Source organism: Pseudomonas sichuanensis, from assembly GCF_003231305.1.
Lineage (GTDB): Bacteria > Pseudomonadota > Gammaproteobacteria > Pseudomonadales > Pseudomonadaceae > Aquipseudomonas > Aquipseudomonas sichuanensis.
Genome location: NZ_QKVM01000062.1, coordinates 15,167 through 35,902 on the forward strand (window position 1 = coordinate 15,167; position 20,736 = coordinate 35,902).

Below are 20,736 nucleotides of genomic sequence, written 5' to 3' on the forward strand. Positions count from 1 at the left end.
GCACAACTTTTTTCGCCTTGGGGAAATAATCCGTCGCCTATGATTGCGGTGATGCAAGCCGTCCTCATTCCAGTGCCTATTCAAATAGGTGTTAACTGCGGGCCTGATAAAAAGGCGCGTACGCTGAGCCGTTGAGCGCATCCCCCGCTTGTGCCGAACAGGAAAAAACATGGACAAAATGACGGCCCTGACCATTTTCGTTGCCGCCGCCGAACACGGCAGCTTCAGCCGTGCGGCCGAGCAATTGGGCAAGACCCCCTCGGCGATCACCAAGGCCGTCGCGCACCTGGAGACCGAGCTGGGTGTGCGCCTGTTCGAGCGCACCACACGGCGCATGGCGCTCACCGAGGCGGGCACGCTGTATCTGGAAGGTGCCCGCCAGGCGCTGATGCACCTGCAACTGGTAACCGAAGAGGTGGAGCAGTTGCAGCATGAGCTGCGCGGCACCTTGCGCATCACTGCGCCGCCATCGTTCGGGCCGGCGTTTCTCAATCGGGTGTGTTGCCGCTTCATGCGTGAACACCCGCAGGTGCGCCTGGAGGTGAACCTCAACGATGCCAACGATGACTTGATCGACGGCGGCTACGACCTGTCGTTGCGTGACGGCCCCACCGACCAGCCCGAGTTGATCGCCCAGCCGCTGATCGAGAACCGTGTGATCCTTTGCGCGAGCCCTGAGTACCTGGCCCGCCGGGGCGACTCGATCACCCTGGAAAACTACGCCCAGCACGACTGGCTGTTGCTGCGCCACCCGCTGCTCAACCGCAGCTTCTGGTGGATCGAGCGTGACGGCCAGTCGCTGCGCGTGCGCCAGCCCACGCCTCGGTTGGTGAGCGACAACTTCGATTTTCTGCTGGCATGCCTGCTCGATGGCCAGGGCTTGCAGTTCGTGCCCACATGGTGCGCCGCGCCGTACGTGGCCAAGGGGCAACTGGTGGAGGTGATGCCTGAATACTGGCGCGCGCTGAGCGCATTCGGGCCATGGGTGCACGTGCTGTACCTGCCGCACCGGCGCAACACGCGCAAGGTGCAGACCTTCATCGCCCTGTTGCACGAACACCTGCGGGGGCAGGGCCTGGAGGCGGGGGTGCAACGCTGAATTTTTCCGCTTGGGCACAAAAGTTGTGCGGGGTGTGGCGATGATCAGCGGGGGGCGGGTCGCTAGGCTAAAGATGGTCGCCTGAATCCAGCGGCCTCACTCTTTCCAGAACCGCAACGATGCTTTGAGCGCGCTGTACCAGGAGTTCCTGCAGTGAAGATCCACACCTTAGTCACCGATATCCGCAACCCCCTCGAACGTGGTCGCCAGATCGGCGAACGCTTCGCCGAGCAGATCCGCACCACCACCGAGCTATACCTGGACTTCTTCCCGCGGGTCGGCGTAAGCCTGCGCGAAGCACAGCGCATCGGCGAAAACAGCCTGGCCGCGCTGGAGGCCTGGAGCCCGGACCTGGCCGGGGAAGTGATCGGCCTGGCCAGCGGCGCCGGTCTGCCGCTGTGGCAATTGGCGAGCCTGAATGCTCGCACCGAGGTGCTGGCGGCACGCACCCGTCACAGCGAATGCTCGACCACCGTGTACGCCCCGCGCGGCCCGCGCGCGCCGCAGACCCTGCAAACCTGGGACTGGCACGACAGCCTCTGCCCCCACGGCCTGATGCTGGCGCTGCACACCGAGCGCGGCATGAACGTCAAGCTGTTCTGCGAGTTCGGCATGTTGGCCAAGCTGGGCGTGAACAGTGCCGGCCTGGGCCTTCACTTCAACATCCTCCACCACGTCAGCGACAACGACAGTGGCGGCGTGCCGGTGCATGCCATCGCCCGCCGCTTGCTGGAGGAAGCCAGCAGTGTCGAAGAAGCGCTGGAGCTTGCGCGTTCGGCGCGGGTCAGCGCCTCCACCGTGCTGACCGTGTTCTCCCGCGACGACAGCAGCCCGCGTGCGGTCAGCATCGAGCTGAGCCCCGAGCGCACGGCGCTGGTGCTGCCGCGTGAAGACGGCTGGCTGCTGCACACCAACCACTTCCTCGACCCGCACCTGAGCCAGGGCGAGCAAGTGGCCGATCGCGCCGACACCCAATGCCGCCTGGGCCACCTGGAGCAGGTGATCGGCCAGATGGGCAGCACCGACCTGCGCGCGCGGGCCGAAGCCATGTGCGGCGCACAAGGCGACAGCGCGCCGATCTGCTTCCACCCGGACCTGGCCCAGCCTGACACCGAGCGCTGGGAAACCCTGCTGAGCGTGGGCATCGACACCGAGCGTTGCCTGCTCGAATACGCGGCGGGCACGCCACTGCAACTGGCCAAGGCCGGTTTCGAAACCTTCTGAGCCCACCCGGTGCCGCCAGTCGAAGCCGGCGGCACCCGCTGAACGAGAACAACAACAATGCATGCGGATCATTCCCACCCTGGCTCTTCGCGTTCCGCCTTCCGGACCTTTTGTGTTTCCGGCATGGGCACGGCACTGGAGTTCTACGACTTCATCATCTACGGAACCGCCGCTGCGCTGGTGTTTCCTCAAGTGTTCTTTCCCCAGATGGACCATCTGACCGCTACCTTGGTGGCGTTCAGCGCCTTTGGCGCCGGCTTCTTCGCCCGACCGCTGGGCGGGCTGGTGTTCGGTCACTTCGGCGACCGCATCGGCCGGCAGAAGGTGCTGGTGGCGACCTTGCTGCTCATGGGGCTGAGCACTTTCCTCATCGGTTGCTTGCCGAGCCACGCGAGCATCGGCGTGGCCGCGCCAATCCTGTTGGTGCTGCTGCGCCTGGTCCAGGGCTTCGCCGCAGGGGGGGAGTGGGGTGGTGCCGCGCTGTTCGGTATCGAGTCCGCCCCGCCGGGCCGGCGAGGCCTATGGGGTAGTTTCACGAGCATGGGCATTGGTGTTGGCGGCATTTTCGGCGCGGCGGTCTTCGCCATCGTCAGCGCGGCCTTCGACGACAACCTGGTGGACTTCGCCTGGCGCATCCCCTTCTGGCTCGGCGGTACCTTGGTGCTGATCGGCCTGTATGCGCGCCTCAAGGCGCCGGCACCCGTTGCGGCACCCGCGGTCAAGCCGGTCCGCGCTCCGCTGGCCGAGGCCCTGCGCCAGCGTCCACGGCAGCTGTTGCTGTGCACGGGCACCGCCTTCGGCTACTGCACCATCGCCTACATCGGCAGCACGTTCTTCCTGACGTACGCCACGCAAGTGGGTTATGGCAGCACCGAGGCGCTGATGTTCGACTTGACGTTGTCGATTGCCATCGTGTTCTCCGCGCCGCTGTTCGGTCACCTGTCCGACCGCCTGGGCCGGCGCACGGTGATGGTATTCGGTGCCGTGGTCATGGCGCTCGGGCTGTTCGCATTCTTCGAGCTGGTTGGCATGAAGAGCTTTGGCATTGCGTTGTTCGCCTACAGCCTGACGGGCTTGCTGATGGGCGCGACCCAAGGGCCGATCCCGGCGTTTCTGGGCGAGCAGTTCCCGCGCAGCATGCGTTACTCGGGCATCTCGGCCAGTTACCAGATCGGCGCGGCGCTTGGCGGGGGGACGGCATCGAGTATTGCCACGGCGATTCTTATCCTCACCGACCACAACCCACTGGGGGTGGCATTGTATGGCGCGGGGGCGTTGGCATTGGTGGCGATATGCTCGTTGATGTTGCGCGAGACCTCGCAGTTGACCATGGAGGAAATCGATGAGGCGTGTGCTGGTGGTGCATTCGAGGGGGGTAAGTTACTGCGACATTGATGGGCATTAGCAGCACAAAGACTGAGGTTTTTTGCCCAGGACGGCCCTCTGTGCCCTGGGCAACGATCTGCCCGAAGCAGCCGACCGGCTTGCTTAGAGACTGTCAGGGTCGCCGAAGAACATTTTGACTTGTCTCTACGGCAGTGTTCTCAGGCGGAAAAAATTCAAATGTGCCCTCAGTTTTGCCCCCGGTAGCGCGGGATATGCGGGCGATCGAGATTGGCGATTTCTGAGGTGGAGCAGGGTGGTCGTCGATGGCTTTCAATGTACGTCAGACTCGGCTTGCACGGGGGCCTGGATGATTGGTCGCCTAGGGTTCGTCCTGAAAGCAGCAAAGTTGACTATAAATCGAAAGGTCTGAGGGCTGCGTTGGGTAGATGGGGTGTATCAAGCGACTGGCCGCAAAGGGTCGATGGCGGACGGTCATGGATGATAGCCCCACCACATTGTGCCCTGAACGGCATTGGTGCCTGGAAGCATTCAGTAGGCACGTTCGTTTTAAGGAGGTGGCCCACCCAGCTAGGGTGAGCCAGGTCTGAATCAGGATCGCTTGCGCTTGAACAGCTTGCCGAAGAAGCCGGCGATGGCCACCAAGCCCAGGATGATGAACTTCTTGAACGCCAGCAAGGCAACACCGATCTTGGCGAACAGGCCCGCCTTGGCGGCGATGCCACCGGCGACCAGGGCGGCCAGTCCGTATGGCGCCAGCTTGTCGGTCTTGGCGTCGTAATCGGCGTAGCGGTTGCCGTCGGTGAAGTTGGTGAAGCTGAGGATCTTTGGCGTTTCCTGCTTGATTGTCTGCAGGTCGGCCATCGCCGCCACGGCATTGAGCTCCAGCACGCCTTCGCGGCCCAGCACGCGGATGCTGTAGTTCAGAGTGGTCTGGTCGGCGTCTTCGGCCTTCAACTCTCGCGCCCAGTACATCTTGTGGGTAGCCTGATCGTAGCTCGGTGGTTCGGCCCAGCCCAACAGTGTCAGGCCGGCATAGCCGTTCTTGCGACGCTCCTTGTTGTCTTCCTCGTCATCGGCCTTCATCTGCTCGAGCAGGTCGGCGTAGTCGATCTTGGCTGCGTCATCGTCGGAAATGTGGCCGTCGTTCTTGTAGCTGATGATCACGCCCCAGCCGTTGTCCGCCAGTGGATTGACGGTGGTCGGGATGATCATGCCGAGGGTCTTGAAGCCCGGTGGGTTGCCCCAGCCTTCGGTCAGCAGGCGCTCGGTGTCGTCCGGCGACAGGTAGTAGAACTCGTTGTTGAGTTGGAGGCTGGCGATACCGCCGGGCAGGGTGATGTTGCCGTGCTGTTGCTTGAGCGTGGCCAGCCACTGTTCGGCGGTCTGGTGCGGTTGTTCGCTGGCGGTTGGCGCAGACGCGGGAGTGCTGGCGGCAATGGCGGGCAAAGTAGTTGCGCAGAGCAACACTGCCGCCAACAACTGGCGCAGGTGTTTCATCGTAGTCCTTTACAATTTGAAATAATTTGGGTGCGCAGGATAACTGAAAGAGCTGGCCAATCGCCAGAATCTCGTGTCCTTGTCTACCTTTCGATGCCAACGGGACACTCTTGCGCGTCCTCCTTTCTGGCGGTCAAGCCAGTGACATCCTCTGTGCCCAGCCTCTGCCTGGACGCAGTCAGCATTTCGTCAAGCCAAAGCGACTGTTCCATGCGGTGTTAGCGACATCTCTTTTCGTACAACGCCTAGGAAAAAGCAGAAATGATCAGTTAACAAGCATGCGCGAAGCCCCTAAAGACTGTCAGGGTCGCCGAAGAACATCTGTATCCGCGACCTGAGCCAACGCTCCGCCGGGTCATTGTCCTGCGCCCCGCGCCACGCCATGTGCAACTCGAAACTGCGCACGTCCAGTGGCAGGTCCTCAGCCCGCAACCCGCCAGCGGCGGTGAGCGCATCGGCGGTGTAGTCCGGCACCGTGGCGACGATGTCGGTCCCCGCCAGCAAACTCCCCAGCCCGTTGAACTGCGGTACCGCCAGCACCACATGGCGCTTGCGGCCGATTTCGTCCAGCGCCTCATCGATGAAACCGGACAAGTCGCCGGCAAACGACACCAACGCATGGGGACGGGCGCAGAAATCGTCGAGGCTGATGCTGCCGGGCATGCTGTCGGCGCGCAGCAACTTGGGCATGCTGCGGCGCAGCACCTTGCGCTTGGCGTTGGCCGGCAGGTCGCTGGTGTAGCTCACGCCCACCGAGATTTCACCCGATGCCAGCAGCGTCGGCATGAGCAGGTAATTGACCCTTCGCACTACCAGCACAATGCCGGGGGCCTCGGCGCGGATACGCTTGAGCAGTTGCGGCAGCAGGGCGAACTCGGCGTCGTCGGACAGGCCGATGCGGAACACCGCGTTGCTGGTGGCCGGGTCGAATTCGGCGGCGCGGCTGACCGCAGTGGAGATCGAGTCCAGGGCTGGCGAGAGCAGGGCGAAGATCTCGTGGGCGCGGGCCGACGGCTCCATGCTGCGGCCGGTGCGCACGAACAGCGGGTCGTCGAACAGGCTGCGCAGGCGCGACAGCGCGGCGCTGATGGCCGGCTGGCCGAGGAACAGCTTTTCGGCGGCGCGGGTCACGCTGCGTTCGTGCATCAGGGTTTCGAACACGATCAGCAGGTTGAGGTCTACGCGACGCAAGTCGTTACGATTCATTCGATGCGGCTCGCCAGTCAGTGGGGCAGGGGTGAATCTTAAGGCCAAAGGCTGTTACCCTGCACCGATTTGTGGGAGCCAATGCGCAGATTTGCCTGGGGCCCAATCAATGACAGGCATGTCGACTATTAACGGCCACTGATGGCCCAAAGCGCAAAGCCCGGATAAAGTCCGTGGTAATACGAGATTCACACAGGCGAGGTATGCGATGTCCCGCATGATCCGTTTCCACAAGTTCGGCCAGGCCGATGTGCTCCGTTGCGAGGAGCAGGCCGAACCGTCCCCGGCGGCCGGCGAGGTGCAGGTGCGCGTCGAGGCGATCGGCATCAGCTGGTACGACGTGCTCTGGCGGCAGAACCTGGCGCCGTCCCAGGCACGCCTGCCGGCAGGCATCGGCCATGAAATGGCCGGTGTGGTCATGGCGGTTGGCGAAGGGGTGGACGACATTGCGGTGGGCGACCGGGTCGCCAGCTTCCCGGCCACCAGCCCCAATGATCACCCCGTCTATGGCGATGTGATCGTGCTGCCACGCAGCGCCATCACCCGCTACCCCGACGTGCTCACTCCGATCGAAGCCAGCGTGCACTACACGCCGTTGCTGATCGCGTATTTCGCCTATGTCGACCTGGCCCGGGCCAAGGCCGGCCAGACCGCGCTGGTCACCGATGCCAGCCACTGCGCAGGGCCGGCTTTCGTGCAACTGGGCAAGGCCCTGGGGCTCAAGGTTTTCGCCGCCACCAAGGACCCGGAGCAGCGTGAATACCTGCTCGGCCTGGGCGCGGACAAGGTGATCGTCACCGAAGAGCAGGACCTGGTCCTGCAGGTCGGCAAATACACCAACGGACGTGGCGTGGACATGGTCCTCGACGGCATGGGCGGGCCGCAGATGTCGCTGCTCGGCGACGTGCTGGCGCCGCGCGGCAACCTGGTGCTGTATGGCCTGCAAGGTGGCAACCAGACGCCGTTCCCGGCTTGCGCGGCGTTCCAGAAGAACATCCAGTTCCATGTGCACTGCATCGGCAACTTCACCGGCAAGCCGGAGCTGGGCATCGCCCAGGACCAGGTTGCCCTGCAGCGTGCGTTGCGCGACATCAACCAGTTCACCGCCGACCAGCTGCTGACCCCGCAGATCATCAAGGTGTATCCGTTCGACCAGGTGGTCGCGGCCCATCGCCATATGGACGAATGTCCGTGTGGGGGGCGTGTGGTGTTGGACATGGCGGTGAGCTGATCGCCAGCGACTGTTGCCATCATGAAAAAGCCCGAGCAATGTCTCGGGCTTTTTTTCGGATGTGTCCTACGGCAATTTAAGACTGTTTGCACATGTCGTAGTGAAAGTTGCTAGTTAGCCCACTGCAACTTCAATAAAGTGTTCTTTGTCCGGCTTATTCATGGTTTTTATGTTTCGGCTTGTCAGCCTATTTGTGCCAGGCCGATGACCGCCACCACAGGGCGCGACGACACTGGCTCATAGCCTGCCCGGCGACAATCACCGAGGTATTAATCCTCCCTTGTCTTTCTTGTTTTTAGGAAATTTCCTTCAAGATCGGGGTTTTATTCATCTGCCAAACTCTGCTTTTGGATCTGATCCGATCAGAAAGATGGAGTGATTACATGAACAATACCCATGACCAGGCCATGCACTTTGTATATCAACAAGTATTGCAACGTATCTTCGAGCATTTGAACCAGGCGCAGCGCGCTTCCATTCAGCTGTTGATGCAACGGTTGCTGGTGATCGCTGGCGGCCATGCGCAGATCGCTGATCTGCGTCTGGTGCTGTTGCACGGGAGCGACCAGTGCAGCGCCCATTTGCTCGCCTACCTGCGCGCGGCGCAATTGAGCATCGCCCTTCGCCATCATGCAACCTTCCGCCTGCGTGTGCTCATTGCCAGGTCGCCTGGGCTGGATCGCGCGACGCTGGCCAGCCATGAGCGCTGTTTCAGTGCCTTGTTCCTGCATGACGACCCACGGGTGGAACTGCTGCTCAGCGACGGTGAGCGCCTGGCGCCATTGATTGTCGGCGAACCCAGTGGAGGCGGGCAGTTGGGCGATGCCGGCAAGGCCTGGCTGCTGTTCGGTCACCTGTGCGGCGGGCAGCCCGATGCACTGCTCGGGGGGCAGGCTTATCTGATGCTGGCAGAAGGGCTGAACCAGGCGCTGACTGGCGCGGACCCAGAGGGTGGCGTCGATGCCTTGGTCACAGCCGTGCCGGCCGGGCAGCGCCGTCGCCTGCTGGCCTGGGCCCGGCGCTGCCTGAGCCAGGCCTGCGATGCCACGCCACCGGCCCTGCCACAGTGTGCACGGGTACTGACGCAACACCTGGCACAACTGCGCTACAGGCTGGCCGACCCTGCGCCGTCAGTGCAGGTTGCACTGCCTCCCCAGGCTGTACGCCCCTTGCGTGTGGTCGCGATGGATGACCTGCTGCAGCTGGACGATGGGGCCTCGCTCGAACACATGCTGGGCCGCCGGGAGGTGCTGCCGTGCCAACTGCAGGGGCCGGCGGGGCTGTTTGACCCGCTGGCGCTGGCCCATCTGCACGGGTTGCGCGGGCAGTATGTGAGCCTGCTTGGCTATCGCGAGGGCGTACAGGGGTTGTTGCAGCGCCTGGGCCAGAGCCAGCTGGCCTGGCCTGAGGAATACAGCTTGCAGGCGCAGGCCAGCCTGACCCAGGCCTATGGGGTGAGCGAAGAGCAGCTGGTCTGCCTGCTGCTCACGCCGTTCGAGGCGCGGGGGCGCAACCTTGAGCGTTATGTGCAACGTTGCCACCCACGCATGCGGGTGGCCTTGCCTTACCTGCACCGGGCGTTGCAGGGGCGCCCTTGCCCGGCGGTGGTAAGCCAGTGGCTGGTGGATGTCAGCGGGTTGGAACTGGTGCATCTGCGGGCGCTGTACGCTGGTACGCTGCCTGCGCCGCTCAGTCTGCAGGCCCGGGTGCTGGCGCGGCGCGACCTGTGGTTGCGGATCCTGCCACGCCCTGAACAGGCGCAGGTTGACCCACAGCACCAGCGTCGTGGCTGAACGCGCTGCTCAGGGCCTGGGCAAGAGCTTGTGCAGCATGAACTGATGGGCCGGCGAGAACAGTCGATTGAATGTCAGCAGTACCGCGCACACCGTGCCGAGCGCTGATGCCGCGGCGATCAGGAACATGATCACGATCTGGTAGCGCACGGCCTCGGCGGGGCTTTGCCCGGCGAGGATCTGGCCGGTCATCATGCCCGGGAGGCTGACGATGCCGACCACCGTCATCTGGTTCAGGGTTGGCATCATGCCGGCCTTCACCGCCTGTGCGGCGGCGGCCCGGGCGGCCTCCCAGCGGGTCCCGCCCAAGGCCAGGATCATGTCCACCACGGCGCGGGTGCTACTGAGTTCACGGGTCATGCGGTCGATGCCCAGGGACACCGCTGTCAGGGTGTTGCCGAGGATCATGCCGAGGATCGGAATCGCGTACTGGGGTTCGTACCAGGGGCGGATCCGCAGCACCACGAACAGGCCGACGGCCGTGACCAGCCAGGAGCTCAGCCAGACGGAAACGACGCTGTCGGTGAGCAGGCCGTGATGGCGGTGCTTGCCTCGCCCGGCGGCCGCATGCCCTGCGACCAGGGTCATGGCCAGGACCAAGGGCAGCACCACATACCATTGGGCAAAGTGGAACACCCAACCCAGCACGTAGCCAATGGCCAGGAGCTGGACCACGGTGCGCACGGCAGCCAGAAGCAACTGGCGCTCCAGCTGCAGCTTCAACAGCAGCGACAGCACGCCGTTGATCAGTATCAGCGTCGAGGCGATCGCCAGATCGGCATAGGACAGGCTCTGGTAGTTCATGTGCGGTACTCGCCAAGCAGGGTGCCGTGCTGCAGGGTCAGCTGGCGGCGACTCATCCTTTGTGCCTGCTCGTGATCATGCGTGACCCAGACGTAGGCACGCTGCTGGCTCGCGGCATTGAACCAGTTCATCACCAAGGCTTCCACGGCCGCCGCCGACTGCGGATCGAGGGCGGACGTGGGCTCATCGAACAGGATGACGTGCGGCTGCATGAGCAGCACGCGGATCAAGGCAACGATCTGCGCTTCTCCGCCCGACAGGTCGCTGGCCGCTTTGTCGACGAAACCATTCGGCTTGCCAGCCAGGCCCAGCAGCTGATTCGCCGCGTCAATGTCGAAGGTGCGCGGGCGCAGGGCCTTCAAGGTGAACGGCAACTGCAGATTATCCCTGACGCTGCCGTCCACCAGGGCAGGGCGTTGGGCCAGGTAGCACACGCATGAACGGTAGCGGGTGATCGCCTGGGCCGTGACGGGGCTGCCCATCCAGATGATCTCGCCGCTGCTGGGCGAGTCGAGCAGCGCCAGCAGGCGCAGGAACACGCTTTTGCCCGCGCCGGAATGGCCGCTGATCGCCACGCGGTCACCGGCGAACAGGCTGAAGTCGGCGGGTGCAAACAAGGGTGCCTGCCCGGTGGCATTGGTTCGCCCCAGTTGCCTGGCTTCTACCAGCGCGGGCATGCGCGCGGAGGGGGAAGGGCGTTGCGACACAAGGCTGCCTCGCGAGGGGGTGGGTGAGCGGGGCAGTGTGTCAGAGCCCGCCAGCGACAACCAGCGTCGCTGCTCAGGCCCACCTAAGTTTTCATCCGTAAGGTCCCTCCCTGAAACCACCACCGGATCCGAGGAGGGAGCCGCGATGAACGCACCGAGCTCAAGTTGGCTCAACAAAGTCCCGGAAGTGACGCTGTCCTTCTGGATCATCAAGATCATGTCCACCACCGTCGGCGAAACCTTCGCCGACTTTCTCGCCGTCGATATCGGCTGGGGGCTGGGCATCACCAGCGTGGTGATGGCCCTGCTGCTGGCCGGCGCTCTGGCCCTGCAACTGCGCAAGCGTGAGTACGAGCCCTGGATCTACTGGCTGAGCGTGGTGCTGGTGAGCATCCTCGGTACCCAGATCACCGACATCCTGACCGATGTGCTGGATGTCAGCCTCTACACCAGCACGGCGGTGTTCTCGCTGCTGTTGCTGTGCAACTTCGCGGTCTGGTTCGCGGTGGAGCGCAACCTCTCGATCCGCGAGATCGTCACCCCGCGCCGTGAGTGGTTCTACTGGGCCACGGTGCTGTGCACCTTCGCCTTGGGGACGGCCGGTGGCGACCTGGCGACCGAGGCCCTTGGCCTTGGCTTCGGTATCGGCACGCTGATCTTCGGTGGCTTGATCGGCCTGTGCCTGCTGGCCTGGCGCATGGGGGCCAACACCGTGCTGGTGTTCTGGATCGCCTACATCCTGACCCGTCCGCTTGGCGCCTCGCTGGGCGACCTGTTGACCCAGTCCCGCGAATACGGCGGCCTCGGCATGGGTGCCACGTGGACCAGCGCGATGTTCCTCTGCGTGATTTTCATCCTGGTCGGCGTTGCCCAGCTCGGCGCCGTCCAGGCCAAACGAATTGCTCCCTAGACACGAGGTGTTCCCATGATTTCCAAGCGCACGCTATCCACCACTTTGGCCATCGCCTGCCTGGCCACGGTGCTTGGCGCCACCCAGGGCTGTTCCAAGGCCGATGATCCGCAACAGGCCAGCGCCGGGGTGCATGCGCCCAGCAAGCTGGGCGACCTGAGCGCGTTCCGTGGCATTGCCCAGGATGTCGCGGCAAAGGTCGACGCACAGGACCTGCCCGGCGCCAAGGCGCGGATCAAGGACCTGGAGAAAACCTGGGACGACGCCGAGGCCGGCATCAAGCCCCGTGCTGCCAGTGACTGGCACTTGCTGGACAAGGCCATCGACCGCTCGCTCGACGCCTTGCGTGCCGGCCAGCCGTCACAGGCCGACTGCAAGGCCGCAATGCAAGACCTGCTGAAAACCTTCGACAGCCTGCAGGGGCCACGACAAGGCTGATCCACTGGGGGCGACAGCCTTCCGGTCGGTCGCTTGGAAGGCTATCGTTCCCTCACGTGCTTCACCTTGGGAATCGCCATGCGAATATTGTTGGTCGAGGATGACACCATGATCGCCCAGGCGCTGCAGACGGCACTGGAAGCGGCGGGTTACGCGGTTGATTGGGTCGACAACGGGCTGACCGCCGAGTCGGCCCTGCGCACCCAGGCCTATGATCAGGTGCTGCTCGATCTTGGGCTGCCCGGGCAGGATGGCCTGCAGCTGTTGCAGCACCTGCGCGGCGCGGACAATCCGGTGCCGCTGCTGATCATCACAGCCCGCCCCGGGCTGGATGACCGCTTGCGCGGGCTGGACGGCGGTGCCGACGATTTTCTTCAAAAACCGTTCGAGATGGCCGAGTTGCTGGCCAGGATGCGCGCGGTCATGCGCCGTAAAGGTGGGCGCGCCGCGCCGGAGCTGGGCAATGGCACCGTCAGCCTGGACCCTGCCTCCAAATGCGCGCGGGTGCTCGATGAGCCAGCCGTGCAACTGTCCAACCGCGAATTCACCTTGTTGCAGGCATTGCTGGTTCGGCCTGGGGCCATTCTCTCGCGCAGCGAACTCGAAGACCGCCTGTACGGGTGGGGCAACGAAGTCGAGAGCAACGCCGTGGAGTTTCTGATCCATGCCCTGCGGCGCAAGTTGGGCAAGGATGTGATCCGCAATGTCAGGGGGCTGGGATGGATGGTCTCAAAAGGCGCCTGAGCCACTCGCTGCAATTGCGCCTGTCGCTGGCGCTGTCGGTGGCGATCCTGCTGGTGGCGACCCTGACTGGCATTTTCAGCTACGTCTCGGCCTACGATGAAGCGCTGGAGTTCCAGGACAACAGCCTGCGCCAGGTGGCGGCGTTGTATCTGCGCCAGGGCATGAGCTTCCACTATGCCGGCAGCCAGCCGGCTGCGGTGGGGGATGACGAGGAAACCCGTATCGTCATCCAGTTCCTGGCTGACGGCGCCAGCGCCAGCCACGGCGATGACAGCCGGCTGCCCTTGCCCATACCCGCCACGGTGGCCGATGGCTTGTCGACGGTGGAAGTGGGTGACGAGCCCTTTCGTGTGCTGGTAGGCAAGGATGCCGCTGGTGCACGTTTCGTCGTGGCCCAGGAAATCGGCAGCCGCAACCGTGATGCGCGGGAGAGCGCCTGGCGCGCGTTGCTGCCGTTCGCCATTCTGTTTCCGGTCCTGTTGCTGGTGGTTGCCGACCTGATCCGTAAATTGTTCAGGCCCGTTGCGGCCGTGGCGGCGATGCTCGACAGCAGGGAAGATCAGGACCTGCGCCCGATCGATGACCAGGCGCTGGCCAGTGAGATTCGCCCGTTCGTGCACGCGATCAACCGCTTGCTCGAACGTGTCGCACGTACGCTGGAAGGGCAGCAGCGCTTCGTCGCCGATGCCGCCCACGAACTGCGCACGCCGCTGACGGCTTTGTCGCTGCAGGCGGAAGGGCTTGAAGCCGAACCGATGTCCGCACGTGCCAAGGCCCAGCTGATGCAACTGCGTCGGGGTATCGGTAGAAGCCGTAAGCTTGTCGAGCAGTTGCTGGCGCTGGCGGGTGCCCAGCTTGGCGCACAACCTGCGGGCAGCGTGTCGCTGCACGGGGTATGCCGGTTGGTCTTGGAGGACCTGATGCCGTTGGCAGAGCTCAAGCACCTCGATATCGGCATCGAAGGCGAGGATGTTCACCTGGCTATCCGCGAAGTCGAACTGCGCGCGGTCATCAAGAACCTTGTGGAAAATGCTGTTCGCCATGCGCCGCCAGGGGGGCATGTCGATGTGCAGATGGTGAAGACCCACGGGGTTGTCGAGCTTTGCGTACGCGACGATGGCCCCGGCATTGCCCCGCAGGAGTGGGAGCGAGTGTTCGATCCGTTCTATCGTGGGCAGGGCAATCAGGCAGAAGGGTCCGGGCTGGGCCTGTCCATCGTGCGGACCATCGTGCAGCGCACAGGAGGGACCATCGACGTGGGCTTCATGGATGTCATCCAATGCCGTGGCTGGCAGGTACGATTGCGCTGGCCTGTGTGAGAAATTGCTGCGCGCCACTGGCAGATGGCCACCTGCCAGCTAGAGTAGTGAGGTTGGTTCCTCAAACGCGGACAAGGACTGTCTTCGCATGCTCGATATTTTCAGTCTCCTCCGGAGCGCTTTGCTTCATCCTTCGGGCGGCCACGCGTGCCGCTTCGTCAACCTGCCCCTGCGCCTTGGCTGGCCAATGAAGCCGACATAAATATTCCCATCAGACTTTTTTAACAAGTTTTTCATCTTGGGAACTTTATAACGATGGCCCTGCGCGCTTGCGGGTTGTTTTGGCATGGGTGACTCCATGTTCGCTTACCGACTGTTGTTTCTGATGCTGTTCATGGCGTCGATCATGACCTGGGTCTTTCTGTGGCTGGTGGGCTATATCCGTCACCATCCGCTGACGCGTGCGCACCCTGGCAATCCGGGGATCGTCGCGGCAACCGGCCTGGCGCTGGTGCTGGGCTGCGCGGTGCTGGATTTCTTTCAGCTTGCCGAACACAACACCCTGTTGCTCGCGTTGTTGGGCATAGGCCTGGTGATTCCGTGGGGCACGGTGCTGATCAATAAATGCCGTGCACTTATTTGTAGGCAAAAACTTACAACACATAATTAGATCGACAGTGCCAAGCTGTTTTGGAGTATTGGGTTGATGAACAAGGAAAGTGTACTTTCCCGGCTGTTTTCGCGGATAAAAGCGGGTGTAAACCCATTGTTTGCCATTGCCTTGGTCGCACTGTGGATGACCGTGGCGGTCAACGCGGTGTTCTGGTCCACCGTATGGCGGGCGATCGATGGCTTCGACAACGGTAATCCGCTGTTCCTGATCAGCCTGCCGCTGTTCGTGTTCGCCTGGCATTTCATCATTCTGTGGGCGCTGTGCTGGGGCCGGCTGTTGCGCCCCGTGCTGGCGGTGCTGATCGTTGTCGCATCGGCAGCCAGTTACTTCATCTCCCGTTACGGCATTGTCATCGACGCCGAGATGCTGATGAACATGCTGCAGACGGACACCGCCGAGGCCATGGACCTGCTCAGCCCCGGCCTGGTGTTCTGGTTGCTGGCGACCGGTGTTTTGCCGCTGCTGGTACTCTGGCGCCTGCCGCTGGCCCGCCCACGCTGGCGCAAGCAGGTCCTCTGGCGCCTGGGTAGCCTGGCGATGGTGCTGGCCATGGTCGGGGTGATCCTGGCGACCCAGTACCAGTCCTACGCGTCATTGCTGCGCAACAACCGTGAGGTGCGCCTGATCCTGGTGCCCTCGAACGTGCTCGGCGCGGTGCACAGCTACGCCAAGCATGCCCTGGACAAGCCCGAAGCCTTCGTCCAGGTGGGCCTGGATGCGCATCAGCGCGCCGACGCAGGCATCGGCGGGCGCAACAAGCTGCTGGTCGTGGTGGTGGGTGAAACGGCCAGGGCCATGAATTTCTCGCTCAATGGCTATGACCGGGACACCAACCCTGAGCTGGCCCGTCGAGGCGTGCTGAGTTTCACCGATGTCAGCTCCTGCGGCACTGCCACGGCGGTTTCCGTGCCCTGCATGTTCCAGGACCTGGGGCGCAAGGGCTGGAAGAACCAGTACGCAAACCACCGCGAAGGGCTGCTGGACGTGCTGCAGCGCGCAGGCGTTTCCGTGCTCTGGCGCGACAACAACTCCGGCTGCAAAGGGGCCTGTGATCGCGTGCCGAACGAGGACCTGTCCCATGCCGGTATCGCCCAGGCGTGCAACACAGGCGAGTGCTTCGATGAAGTGCTGCTGTCGGGCCTGCAGGCTTACCTCGATCAGCGCAGCGGCAATACCGTGGTCGTGCTGCACATGAAGGGCAGCCATGGCCCGGCCTACTACAAGCGCTACCCGGCGGCCTTCGAGCGCTTCACGCCGGTGTGCAGCAACAACCAGCTCGACCAGTGCGAAGACCAGGCGATACGCAACGCCTACGACAACACCCTGCTCTACACCGACCATGTGCTGGGCCAGGTAGTCGACTTGCTCAAGAGCAATGACGCGCGTTTCGACAGCGCGATGCTCTACGTCTCGGACCATGGCGAATCGCTGGGGGAGAAGGGCGTCTACCTGCATGGCCTGCCCTATGCCATGGCACCCAAGGAGCAGACGCACGTGCCGATGGTGCTGTGGATGTCGCAGCAACTGGCCGCCAGAAGCGGTGTCTCCATGGGCTGCATGGCGCAGCGCAGCGGGGCCGAGTTGTCGCATGACAACCTGTTCCACTCGGTGCTGGGGCTGATGGATGTGCAAACCTCGGTCTATCAGCAGGCGCTGGATATGTTCCAGCCGTGCCAGCCTGGGCAGCTTGCCGGCGAGCTGCCTGCGCTGGGTTCGGTGGCTGAACAGTAGGGCGGTCATCCGAGCGGGCGGCAAGGTAATGAACGCCTTGTCGCTGCTGCTCTGATAGGTGACGCTAAATGTTACTAAATATATGTAACTAAACTTATGTAACTTGATATGTGAAATATAAAGTTACTTGGCGTAAATTTTGTAAATGCACTTTGTTCAATAAATTCTCGCAAATAGGATTGCGCATCATTTCATAGGTGATGGCAATCAAATGGCAAGCACTCCAACAACCACCCGCCGCGCGGAATCCCCACATCTTTACACGGCCCTTGGCCTGGCCCTGGCGTCCTGCTCGACCGCGAGCCTGGCGCAAACCGCCGATGCCGGCAAAACCAAGCCAGACGCAATCCTTGAACTGGATGCGACCGATGTAAAAGGCGTTCATCAGGCCGAGACTTTCAAAGTGGATGAAATGTCTTCGCCGAAGTTCACCGCACCGCTGCGCGAAGTGCCCAAGTCGATCACCATCATCAACGAAGCCTTGATCAAGGAGCGCGGCGCCACCTCGCTGACCGACGTGCTGCGTACCACCCCAGGCATTACCCTGGGCGCCGGCGAGGGCGGCACGCCACTGGGCGACCGGCCGTTCATCCGCGGCTTCGAAGCCAGTACCGATATCCAGATCGACGGCCTGCGCGACCTTGGCCGCATGTCCCACGAGGCGTTCAACGTGGAGTCGGTCGAGATCGTCAAAGGGCCGGGCTCGGCCTACAACGGCAGGGGCTCCACGGGTGGCTCGATCAACCTCGTGAGCAAGGCCGCCAAGGCCGAAGACTTCATCGCCGGCAGCGTCACCATGGGTACCGGCCAGCTGTGGCGCAATACCTTGGACATCAACCAGTACCTGCCCGAGCAGGACCTGGCGTTTCGCCTGAACGCCATGAAGCACGAAGCCGATACCCCCGGCCGCGATGACGTCGAGGTCAAGCGCTGGGGCATCGCCCCGACCATCACCTGGGGCCTGCAGGGCCCGACGCGGGTGACGGCCAGCTACTACCACCAGGAAGCCGATGACATCCCCGACCAGGGCCACCCGATCTCGTTGATCACCAACAAGCCTGCGGACGTCGACCGGGACAACTTCTACGGGCTGGTTGACCGTGATTTCCGCAAGACTTCCGCCGACCTGGCCACCCTGCTGATCGAGCATGAATTCACCCCGCAGCTGACCGTGCGCAACACCCTGCGCGGCGGGCGCAGCATGCAGAACTACGTGATGAGCCGCCCGGTGTTCGCCAACGTCGCGCAGGAGCAGAACGGCCTGGTAGGCCGGGGGTTCCGCCCGCGCAATGTGGTCAACACCTCGGTGCTCAACCAGACCGACCTGTTCGGCACCTTCCACACCGGTGGCATCAAGCACAGCTATTCCGCCGGCCTGGAAGTCAGCCGCGAGACCATTACCGACAAGGACAAGCACGCTGGCAACAATGGTCGTCCGGGTAACCTGTACAACCCCAACCCGCACGACGGTGGCTGGACCTTGCTGCCGGGTACCGGGCAGGTCACCAGCAAGTACCAGACCGAGGTCAAGTCGCTGTACGCCTTCGACACCCTCGCGCTGCATGAACAGTGGGACCTGAATCTGGGGCTGCGCTACGACGACTACGACGTCAAGAACCGGGTCGAGGGCGGCGCCTCGTCGTCGAGCGAGCTGTGGAACTACCAGGTGGGCGTGGTGTTCAAGCCAATGCCCAATGGCAGCATCTACCTGTCCTACGGCACCTCGTCCAACCCCTCGGGCGAGAACACCCAGTCCGGCGGCGCCGACGGTGCCGGGGCCGGCAACCTCAATGGCAACAAGGCCAACCTCGACCCGGAAAAATCGCGCAGCGTCGAGCTGGGGACCAAGTGGGATGTGTTCAACGAGCAGCTGTCGCTGACCGCCGCGGTGTTCCGCACCGAGAAAACCAATGCGCGGGTGACCGACCCGATCAGCGGGCTGGTGGCCCTGGACGGCGACCAGCGCGTGACCGGCATCGAGTTGGGCGTGACCGGCCGCATCACCGACGCCTGGGCGGTCTGGGGCGGCTACACCTACCTGGATGCCGAAGTGGTGAAGTCGGGCGGCGATGGCAGCAACGACGGCAACCGCTCCAAGTTCATTGCGCCGAACAGCTTCAGCCTGTGGTCGTCCTATGACCTGACCGACCGCTGGACCGTGGGCGCCGGGGCCAACTACATGGACCAGCGTTACATGAACGATGCCAACACCGTCAGCATCGATGACTACTGGCGCTACGACGCGATGCTGGCCTACAAGGTCAACAAGAACCTCGACTTGCAGTTGAACGTGCTCAACCTGACCGACGAGACCATCTACGATGCCTCGCACGTCGGCCTGTTCGCCACGGTCGCGCCGGGGCGCTCGGCGGAGCTGACGGCCAACTTCAGGTTCTGACCTCGGCTGCCTCGGCAGCGATTACCTCAAGGCGCCCGGTTGCCATCAACCTGGCGCCTTTTGTTTGCGGGCCTTGCTTTGCAGTCTGGGTGTAACTTAGCATTGCTAACAATTCTCAGTTACACAAAAAGAATCGCCCCATGAGCGAAGCCCAGCCTGTGCAAACCCCTCGACTGTCTGCTGTCGAAGCGCTCTACAGCGCCCATCACGGATGGCTGTACAACCGCTTGCGGCGGCGCCTGGGCAACGCGATGGATGCGGCGGATCTGGCGCATGACACCTTCGCGCGCATCCTGGCGTCGAAGGTCACGGTGTTCAACGAGCCCCGTGCCTATTTGAACTGCGTCGCCGGTGGCATCCTCGCCAACTGGTGCAAGCGCAAGTCGCTTGAGCGTGCCTACCTGGCGGCGCTGGAGCAGCTGCCAGCCCCCGAGGCGCCGTCGCCGGAAGCGCGCTTGCTGATCCTGGAAACCCTGCATGAAATCGATGCGATGCTCGACAGCTTGCCGGCACTGGTCAGGCGGGCGTTCTTGCTGTCGCAGCTGGCCGGGATGAAGTACGAGGACATCGCCGAGCAGCTCGGCGTCTCGCTGATCACCGTCAAGCGCTACATGAAGCAGGCGTTTCTCCAGTGCCTGAAGCTGGTTGACTGAGTGAGCGTCGATCACCCCCACATCGAGCCTGACCCCGAAGCACTGGCGGAGGCCGCCGAGTGGCTGATGTGCCTGAGCGACAGCGAGGTCACGGCAGGGCAGAAGGCCCAATGGGCGGCCTGGCGCAACAGCAGCGCCGAGCGTGCCCAGGCCTGGGCGCGTGCCGAACTGCTGATGGGCAAGCTCGGTGGCTTGCCGCCGGCACTGTCGCTGTCGGCGCTGGATCGCCCCGGCGATCCGGGCCGGCGCCAGGCGATCACTCGCCTGGCAGTCCTGCTGGCCCTGGCGCCCGCAAGCTGGGCAGGTTGGCGGATGTACGGGCAAGGATGGGCAGCGGACTATCGCTCGGCGGTTGGCCAGCGCCGCGATGTCACGCTTGCCGACGGTACCCAGCTGATCCTCAACACCGACTCTGCGATTGACGTGCGCTTCGATGCCAACGAGCGGTTCATCCGTCTGTACCGCGGGGAGATCCTGGTGCAGACCGCGCCGGATATCGTCGTCCCGGCGCGCCCATTGCGGGTAGGGACCGGGGAAGGGGTGATGCAGGCTCTGGGCACACGGTTCACCGTGCGTGAACGGCAAGGGCGCACCTATCTTGCGGTGCTGGAAGGGGCGGTGCGGGTGCAGCCCGCCAGCGCCGGGCAGGCGCAGGGCCGGGTCGTGGCGGCTGGCGAGCAGGCCGATTTCGATGGCCAGGCCGTCGGCCCGAACCAGGCGCTGGACAGCGCCGGCACGTTCTGGACCCAAGGCATGCTGCTGGCGGACAACATGCGCTTGGACGAGCTGCTGGGGGAATTGGCGCGCTACCAGCGAGGGTTCATCCGCTGTGACCGGCAGAGCGCAGGCCTGCGGGTGTCGGGTGCGTTTCCGATCAGCGACAGGCGCCGCACGTTGGGGATGTTGCAGGCGACTTATGGGCTGGAGGTCGAGGAGCGCATGGGTGGGTATTGGACGCTGGTTTCTGCGCGGTAGGGCGGTGGGGTTGCAAGGTGTTCGCCTTGAGATGTTCTGCGCCTGTG

The 20,736-nt window shown here is 63.4% G+C and carries 19 protein-coding genes; 14 read left to right on the plus strand and 5 right to left on the minus strand.

Annotated elements, in window-relative coordinates; genetic code table 11:
- Window positions 1-169: 169 nt before the first annotated feature.
- From DM373_RS24825 to DM373_RS24835, 3 genes are all read left to right on the plus strand, one after another.
- Complete coding sequence (locus DM373_RS24825; protein ID WP_110996072.1) at window positions 170-1,099, plus strand: LysR family transcriptional regulator; 930 nt, start codon at window positions 170-172, stop codon at window positions 1,097-1,099.
- Window positions 1,100-1,252: 153 nt separating this feature from the next.
- Window positions 1,253-2,323 carry a C45 family autoproteolytic acyltransferase/hydrolase gene (locus tag DM373_RS24830; RefSeq protein WP_110996073.1) on the plus strand — a complete coding sequence of 357 codons (1,071 nt, stop codon included), beginning with the start codon at window positions 1,253-1,255 and terminating at the stop codon, window positions 2,321-2,323.
- Between the two features lie 57 nt (window positions 2,324-2,380).
- Complete coding sequence (locus tag DM373_RS24835; RefSeq protein WP_110996074.1) at window positions 2,381-3,718, plus strand: MFS transporter; 1,338 nt, start codon at window positions 2,381-2,383, stop codon at window positions 3,716-3,718.
- A 540-nt stretch (window positions 3,719-4,258) separates the two neighbouring features.
- Here the strand turns inward: DM373_RS24835 and DM373_RS24840 are convergent.
- Both DM373_RS24840 and DM373_RS24845 read right to left on the minus strand, forming a co-directional pair.
- Window positions 4,259-5,167, minus strand: coding sequence for a DUF2167 domain-containing protein (locus DM373_RS24840; protein WP_110996075.1), 909 nt, complete (start codon window positions 5,165-5,167; stop codon window positions 4,259-4,261).
- 291 nt (window positions 5,168-5,458) lie between these two features.
- Entirely contained in the window at window positions 5,459-6,373 is a 915-nt protein-coding gene (locus DM373_RS24845) for a LysR family transcriptional regulator (RefSeq protein ID WP_110996076.1), read from the minus strand.
- Window positions 6,374-6,581: 208 nt separating this feature from the next.
- Here DM373_RS24845 and DM373_RS24850 point away from each other — a divergent pair, with 208 nt between their 5' ends.
- Both DM373_RS24850 and DM373_RS24855 read left to right on the plus strand, forming a co-directional pair.
- Window positions 6,582-7,604 (plus strand): zinc-dependent alcohol dehydrogenase family protein, encoded by a 1,023-nt coding sequence (locus DM373_RS24850; RefSeq protein ID WP_110996077.1) that lies wholly within the window; start codon window positions 6,582-6,584, stop codon window positions 7,602-7,604.
- Between the two features lie 383 nt (window positions 7,605-7,987).
- Complete coding sequence (locus DM373_RS24855) at window positions 7,988-9,397, plus strand: hypothetical protein (protein WP_110996078.1); 1,410 nt, start codon at window positions 7,988-7,990, stop codon at window positions 9,395-9,397.
- 9 nt (window positions 9,398-9,406) lie between these two features.
- Here DM373_RS24855 and DM373_RS24860 read toward each other — a convergent pair whose 3' ends face one another.
- Window positions 9,407-10,201 (minus strand): ABC transporter permease, encoded by a 795-nt coding sequence (locus tag DM373_RS24860; RefSeq protein WP_110996079.1) that lies wholly within the window; start codon window positions 10,199-10,201, stop codon window positions 9,407-9,409.
- Window positions 10,198-10,908 (minus strand): ABC transporter ATP-binding protein, encoded by a 711-nt coding sequence (locus tag DM373_RS24865; protein ID WP_341866403.1) that lies wholly within the window; start codon window positions 10,906-10,908, stop codon window positions 10,198-10,200. The genes DM373_RS24860 and DM373_RS24865 overlap by 4 nt, the downstream gene beginning before the upstream one ends.
- 145 nt (window positions 10,909-11,053) lie before the next feature.
- Here DM373_RS24865 and DM373_RS24870 point away from each other — a divergent pair, with 145 nt between their 5' ends.
- The 6 genes from DM373_RS24870 to DM373_RS24895 all read left to right on the plus strand — a co-directional run bounded on the left by DM373_RS24870 (window position 11,054) and on the right by DM373_RS24895 (window position 16,663).
- Window positions 11,054-11,818 carry a COG4705 family protein gene (locus DM373_RS24870; RefSeq protein WP_110996081.1) on the plus strand — a complete coding sequence of 255 codons (765 nt, stop codon included), beginning with the start codon at window positions 11,054-11,056 and terminating at the stop codon, window positions 11,816-11,818.
- A 15-nt stretch (window positions 11,819-11,833) separates the two neighbouring features.
- Window positions 11,834-12,256, plus strand: coding sequence for a hypothetical protein (locus DM373_RS24875; RefSeq protein ID WP_110996082.1), 423 nt, complete (start codon window positions 11,834-11,836; stop codon window positions 12,254-12,256).
- A 78-nt stretch (window positions 12,257-12,334) separates the two neighbouring features.
- Window positions 12,335-13,000, plus strand: coding sequence for a response regulator (locus DM373_RS24880; RefSeq protein WP_110996083.1), 666 nt, complete (start codon window positions 12,335-12,337; stop codon window positions 12,998-13,000).
- Entirely contained in the window at window positions 12,976-14,319 is a 1,344-nt protein-coding gene (locus tag DM373_RS24885; protein ID WP_110996084.1) for a sensor histidine kinase, read from the plus strand. Before DM373_RS24880 ends, DM373_RS24885 begins: the two co-directional genes overlap by 25 nt.
- A gap of 286 nt (window positions 14,320-14,605) precedes the next feature.
- Window positions 14,606-14,929, plus strand: coding sequence for a hypothetical protein (locus DM373_RS24890; protein ID WP_110996085.1), 324 nt, complete (start codon window positions 14,606-14,608; stop codon window positions 14,927-14,929).
- Window positions 14,930-14,965: 36 nt separating this feature from the next.
- A complete protein-coding gene (locus DM373_RS24895; RefSeq protein ID WP_110996086.1) occupies window positions 14,966-16,663 on the plus strand; it encodes a phosphoethanolamine transferase in 1,698 nt (565 codons plus the stop codon).
- A 94-nt stretch (window positions 16,664-16,757) separates the two neighbouring features.
- Here DM373_RS24895 and DM373_RS29360 read toward each other — a convergent pair whose 3' ends face one another.
- The gene (locus DM373_RS29360) at window positions 16,758-17,048 is read right to left on the minus strand and encodes a hypothetical protein (RefSeq protein ID WP_244215131.1); all 291 of its coding nucleotides are present in this window, start codon (window positions 17,046-17,048) and stop codon (window positions 16,758-16,760) included.
- Between the two features lie 27 nt (window positions 17,049-17,075).
- Here DM373_RS29360 and DM373_RS24900 point away from each other — a divergent pair, with 27 nt between their 5' ends.
- The 3 genes from DM373_RS24900 to DM373_RS24910 all read left to right on the plus strand — a co-directional run bounded on the left by DM373_RS24900 (window position 17,076) and on the right by DM373_RS24910 (window position 20,689).
- Window positions 17,076-19,061 (plus strand): TonB-dependent receptor, encoded by a 1,986-nt coding sequence (locus DM373_RS24900; RefSeq protein WP_244215132.1) that lies wholly within the window; start codon window positions 17,076-17,078, stop codon window positions 19,059-19,061.
- 140 nt (window positions 19,062-19,201) lie between these two features.
- A complete protein-coding gene (locus tag DM373_RS24905; RefSeq protein WP_110996088.1) occupies window positions 19,202-19,714 on the plus strand; it encodes a sigma-70 family RNA polymerase sigma factor in 513 nt (170 codons plus the stop codon).
- Complete coding sequence (locus tag DM373_RS24910; RefSeq protein WP_279630494.1) at window positions 19,715-20,689, plus strand: FecR family protein; 975 nt, start codon at window positions 19,715-19,717, stop codon at window positions 20,687-20,689. It abuts the gene before it with no gap.
- Window positions 20,690-20,736: the final 47 nt, after the last annotated feature.

What these genes read in the sequence shown, in the direction of transcription:
- DM373_RS24825 (WP_110996072.1), top strand. Translation starts at nt 170, where the DNA reads ATGGACAAAATGACGGCCCTGACCATTTTCGTTGCCGCCGCCGAACAC.
- DM373_RS24835 (WP_110996074.1), top strand. Translation starts at nt 2,381, where the DNA reads ATGCATGCGGATCATTCCCACCCTGGCTCTTCGCGTTCCGCCTTCCGG.
- DM373_RS24840 (WP_110996075.1), bottom strand. Translation starts at nt 5,167, where the DNA reads ATGAAACACCTGCGCCAGTTGTTGGCGGCAGTGTTGCTCTGCGCAACT.
- DM373_RS24845 (WP_110996076.1), bottom strand. Translation starts at nt 6,373, where the DNA reads ATGAATCGTAACGACTTGCGTCGCGTAGACCTCAACCTGCTGATCGTG.
- DM373_RS24850 (WP_110996077.1), top strand. Translation starts at nt 6,582, where the DNA reads ATGTCCCGCATGATCCGTTTCCACAAGTTCGGCCAGGCCGATGTGCTC.
- DM373_RS24855 (WP_110996078.1), top strand. Translation starts at nt 7,988, where the DNA reads ATGAACAATACCCATGACCAGGCCATGCACTTTGTATATCAACAAGTA.
- DM373_RS24860 (WP_110996079.1), bottom strand. Translation starts at nt 10,201, where the DNA reads ATGAACTACCAGAGCCTGTCCTATGCCGATCTGGCGATCGCCTCGACG.
- DM373_RS24870 (WP_110996081.1), top strand. Translation starts at nt 11,054, where the DNA reads ATGAACGCACCGAGCTCAAGTTGGCTCAACAAAGTCCCGGAAGTGACG.
- DM373_RS24875 (WP_110996082.1), top strand. Translation starts at nt 11,834, where the DNA reads ATGATTTCCAAGCGCACGCTATCCACCACTTTGGCCATCGCCTGCCTG.
- DM373_RS24880 (WP_110996083.1), top strand. Translation starts at nt 12,335, where the DNA reads ATGCGAATATTGTTGGTCGAGGATGACACCATGATCGCCCAGGCGCTG.
- DM373_RS24885 (WP_110996084.1), top strand. Translation starts at nt 12,976, where the DNA reads ATGGATGGTCTCAAAAGGCGCCTGAGCCACTCGCTGCAATTGCGCCTG.
- DM373_RS24890 (WP_110996085.1), top strand. Translation starts at nt 14,606, where the DNA reads ATGGGTGACTCCATGTTCGCTTACCGACTGTTGTTTCTGATGCTGTTC.
- DM373_RS24895 (WP_110996086.1), top strand. Translation starts at nt 14,966, where the DNA reads ATGAACAAGGAAAGTGTACTTTCCCGGCTGTTTTCGCGGATAAAAGCG.
- DM373_RS29360 (WP_244215131.1), bottom strand. Translation starts at nt 17,048, where the DNA reads ATGAACGCCTTTTACATCGGTCGCATCCAGTTCAAGGATTGCGTCTGG.
- DM373_RS24900 (WP_244215132.1), top strand. Translation starts at nt 17,076, where the DNA reads ATGTCTTCGCCGAAGTTCACCGCACCGCTGCGCGAAGTGCCCAAGTCG.
- DM373_RS24905 (WP_110996088.1), top strand. Translation starts at nt 19,202, where the DNA reads ATGAGCGAAGCCCAGCCTGTGCAAACCCCTCGACTGTCTGCTGTCGAA.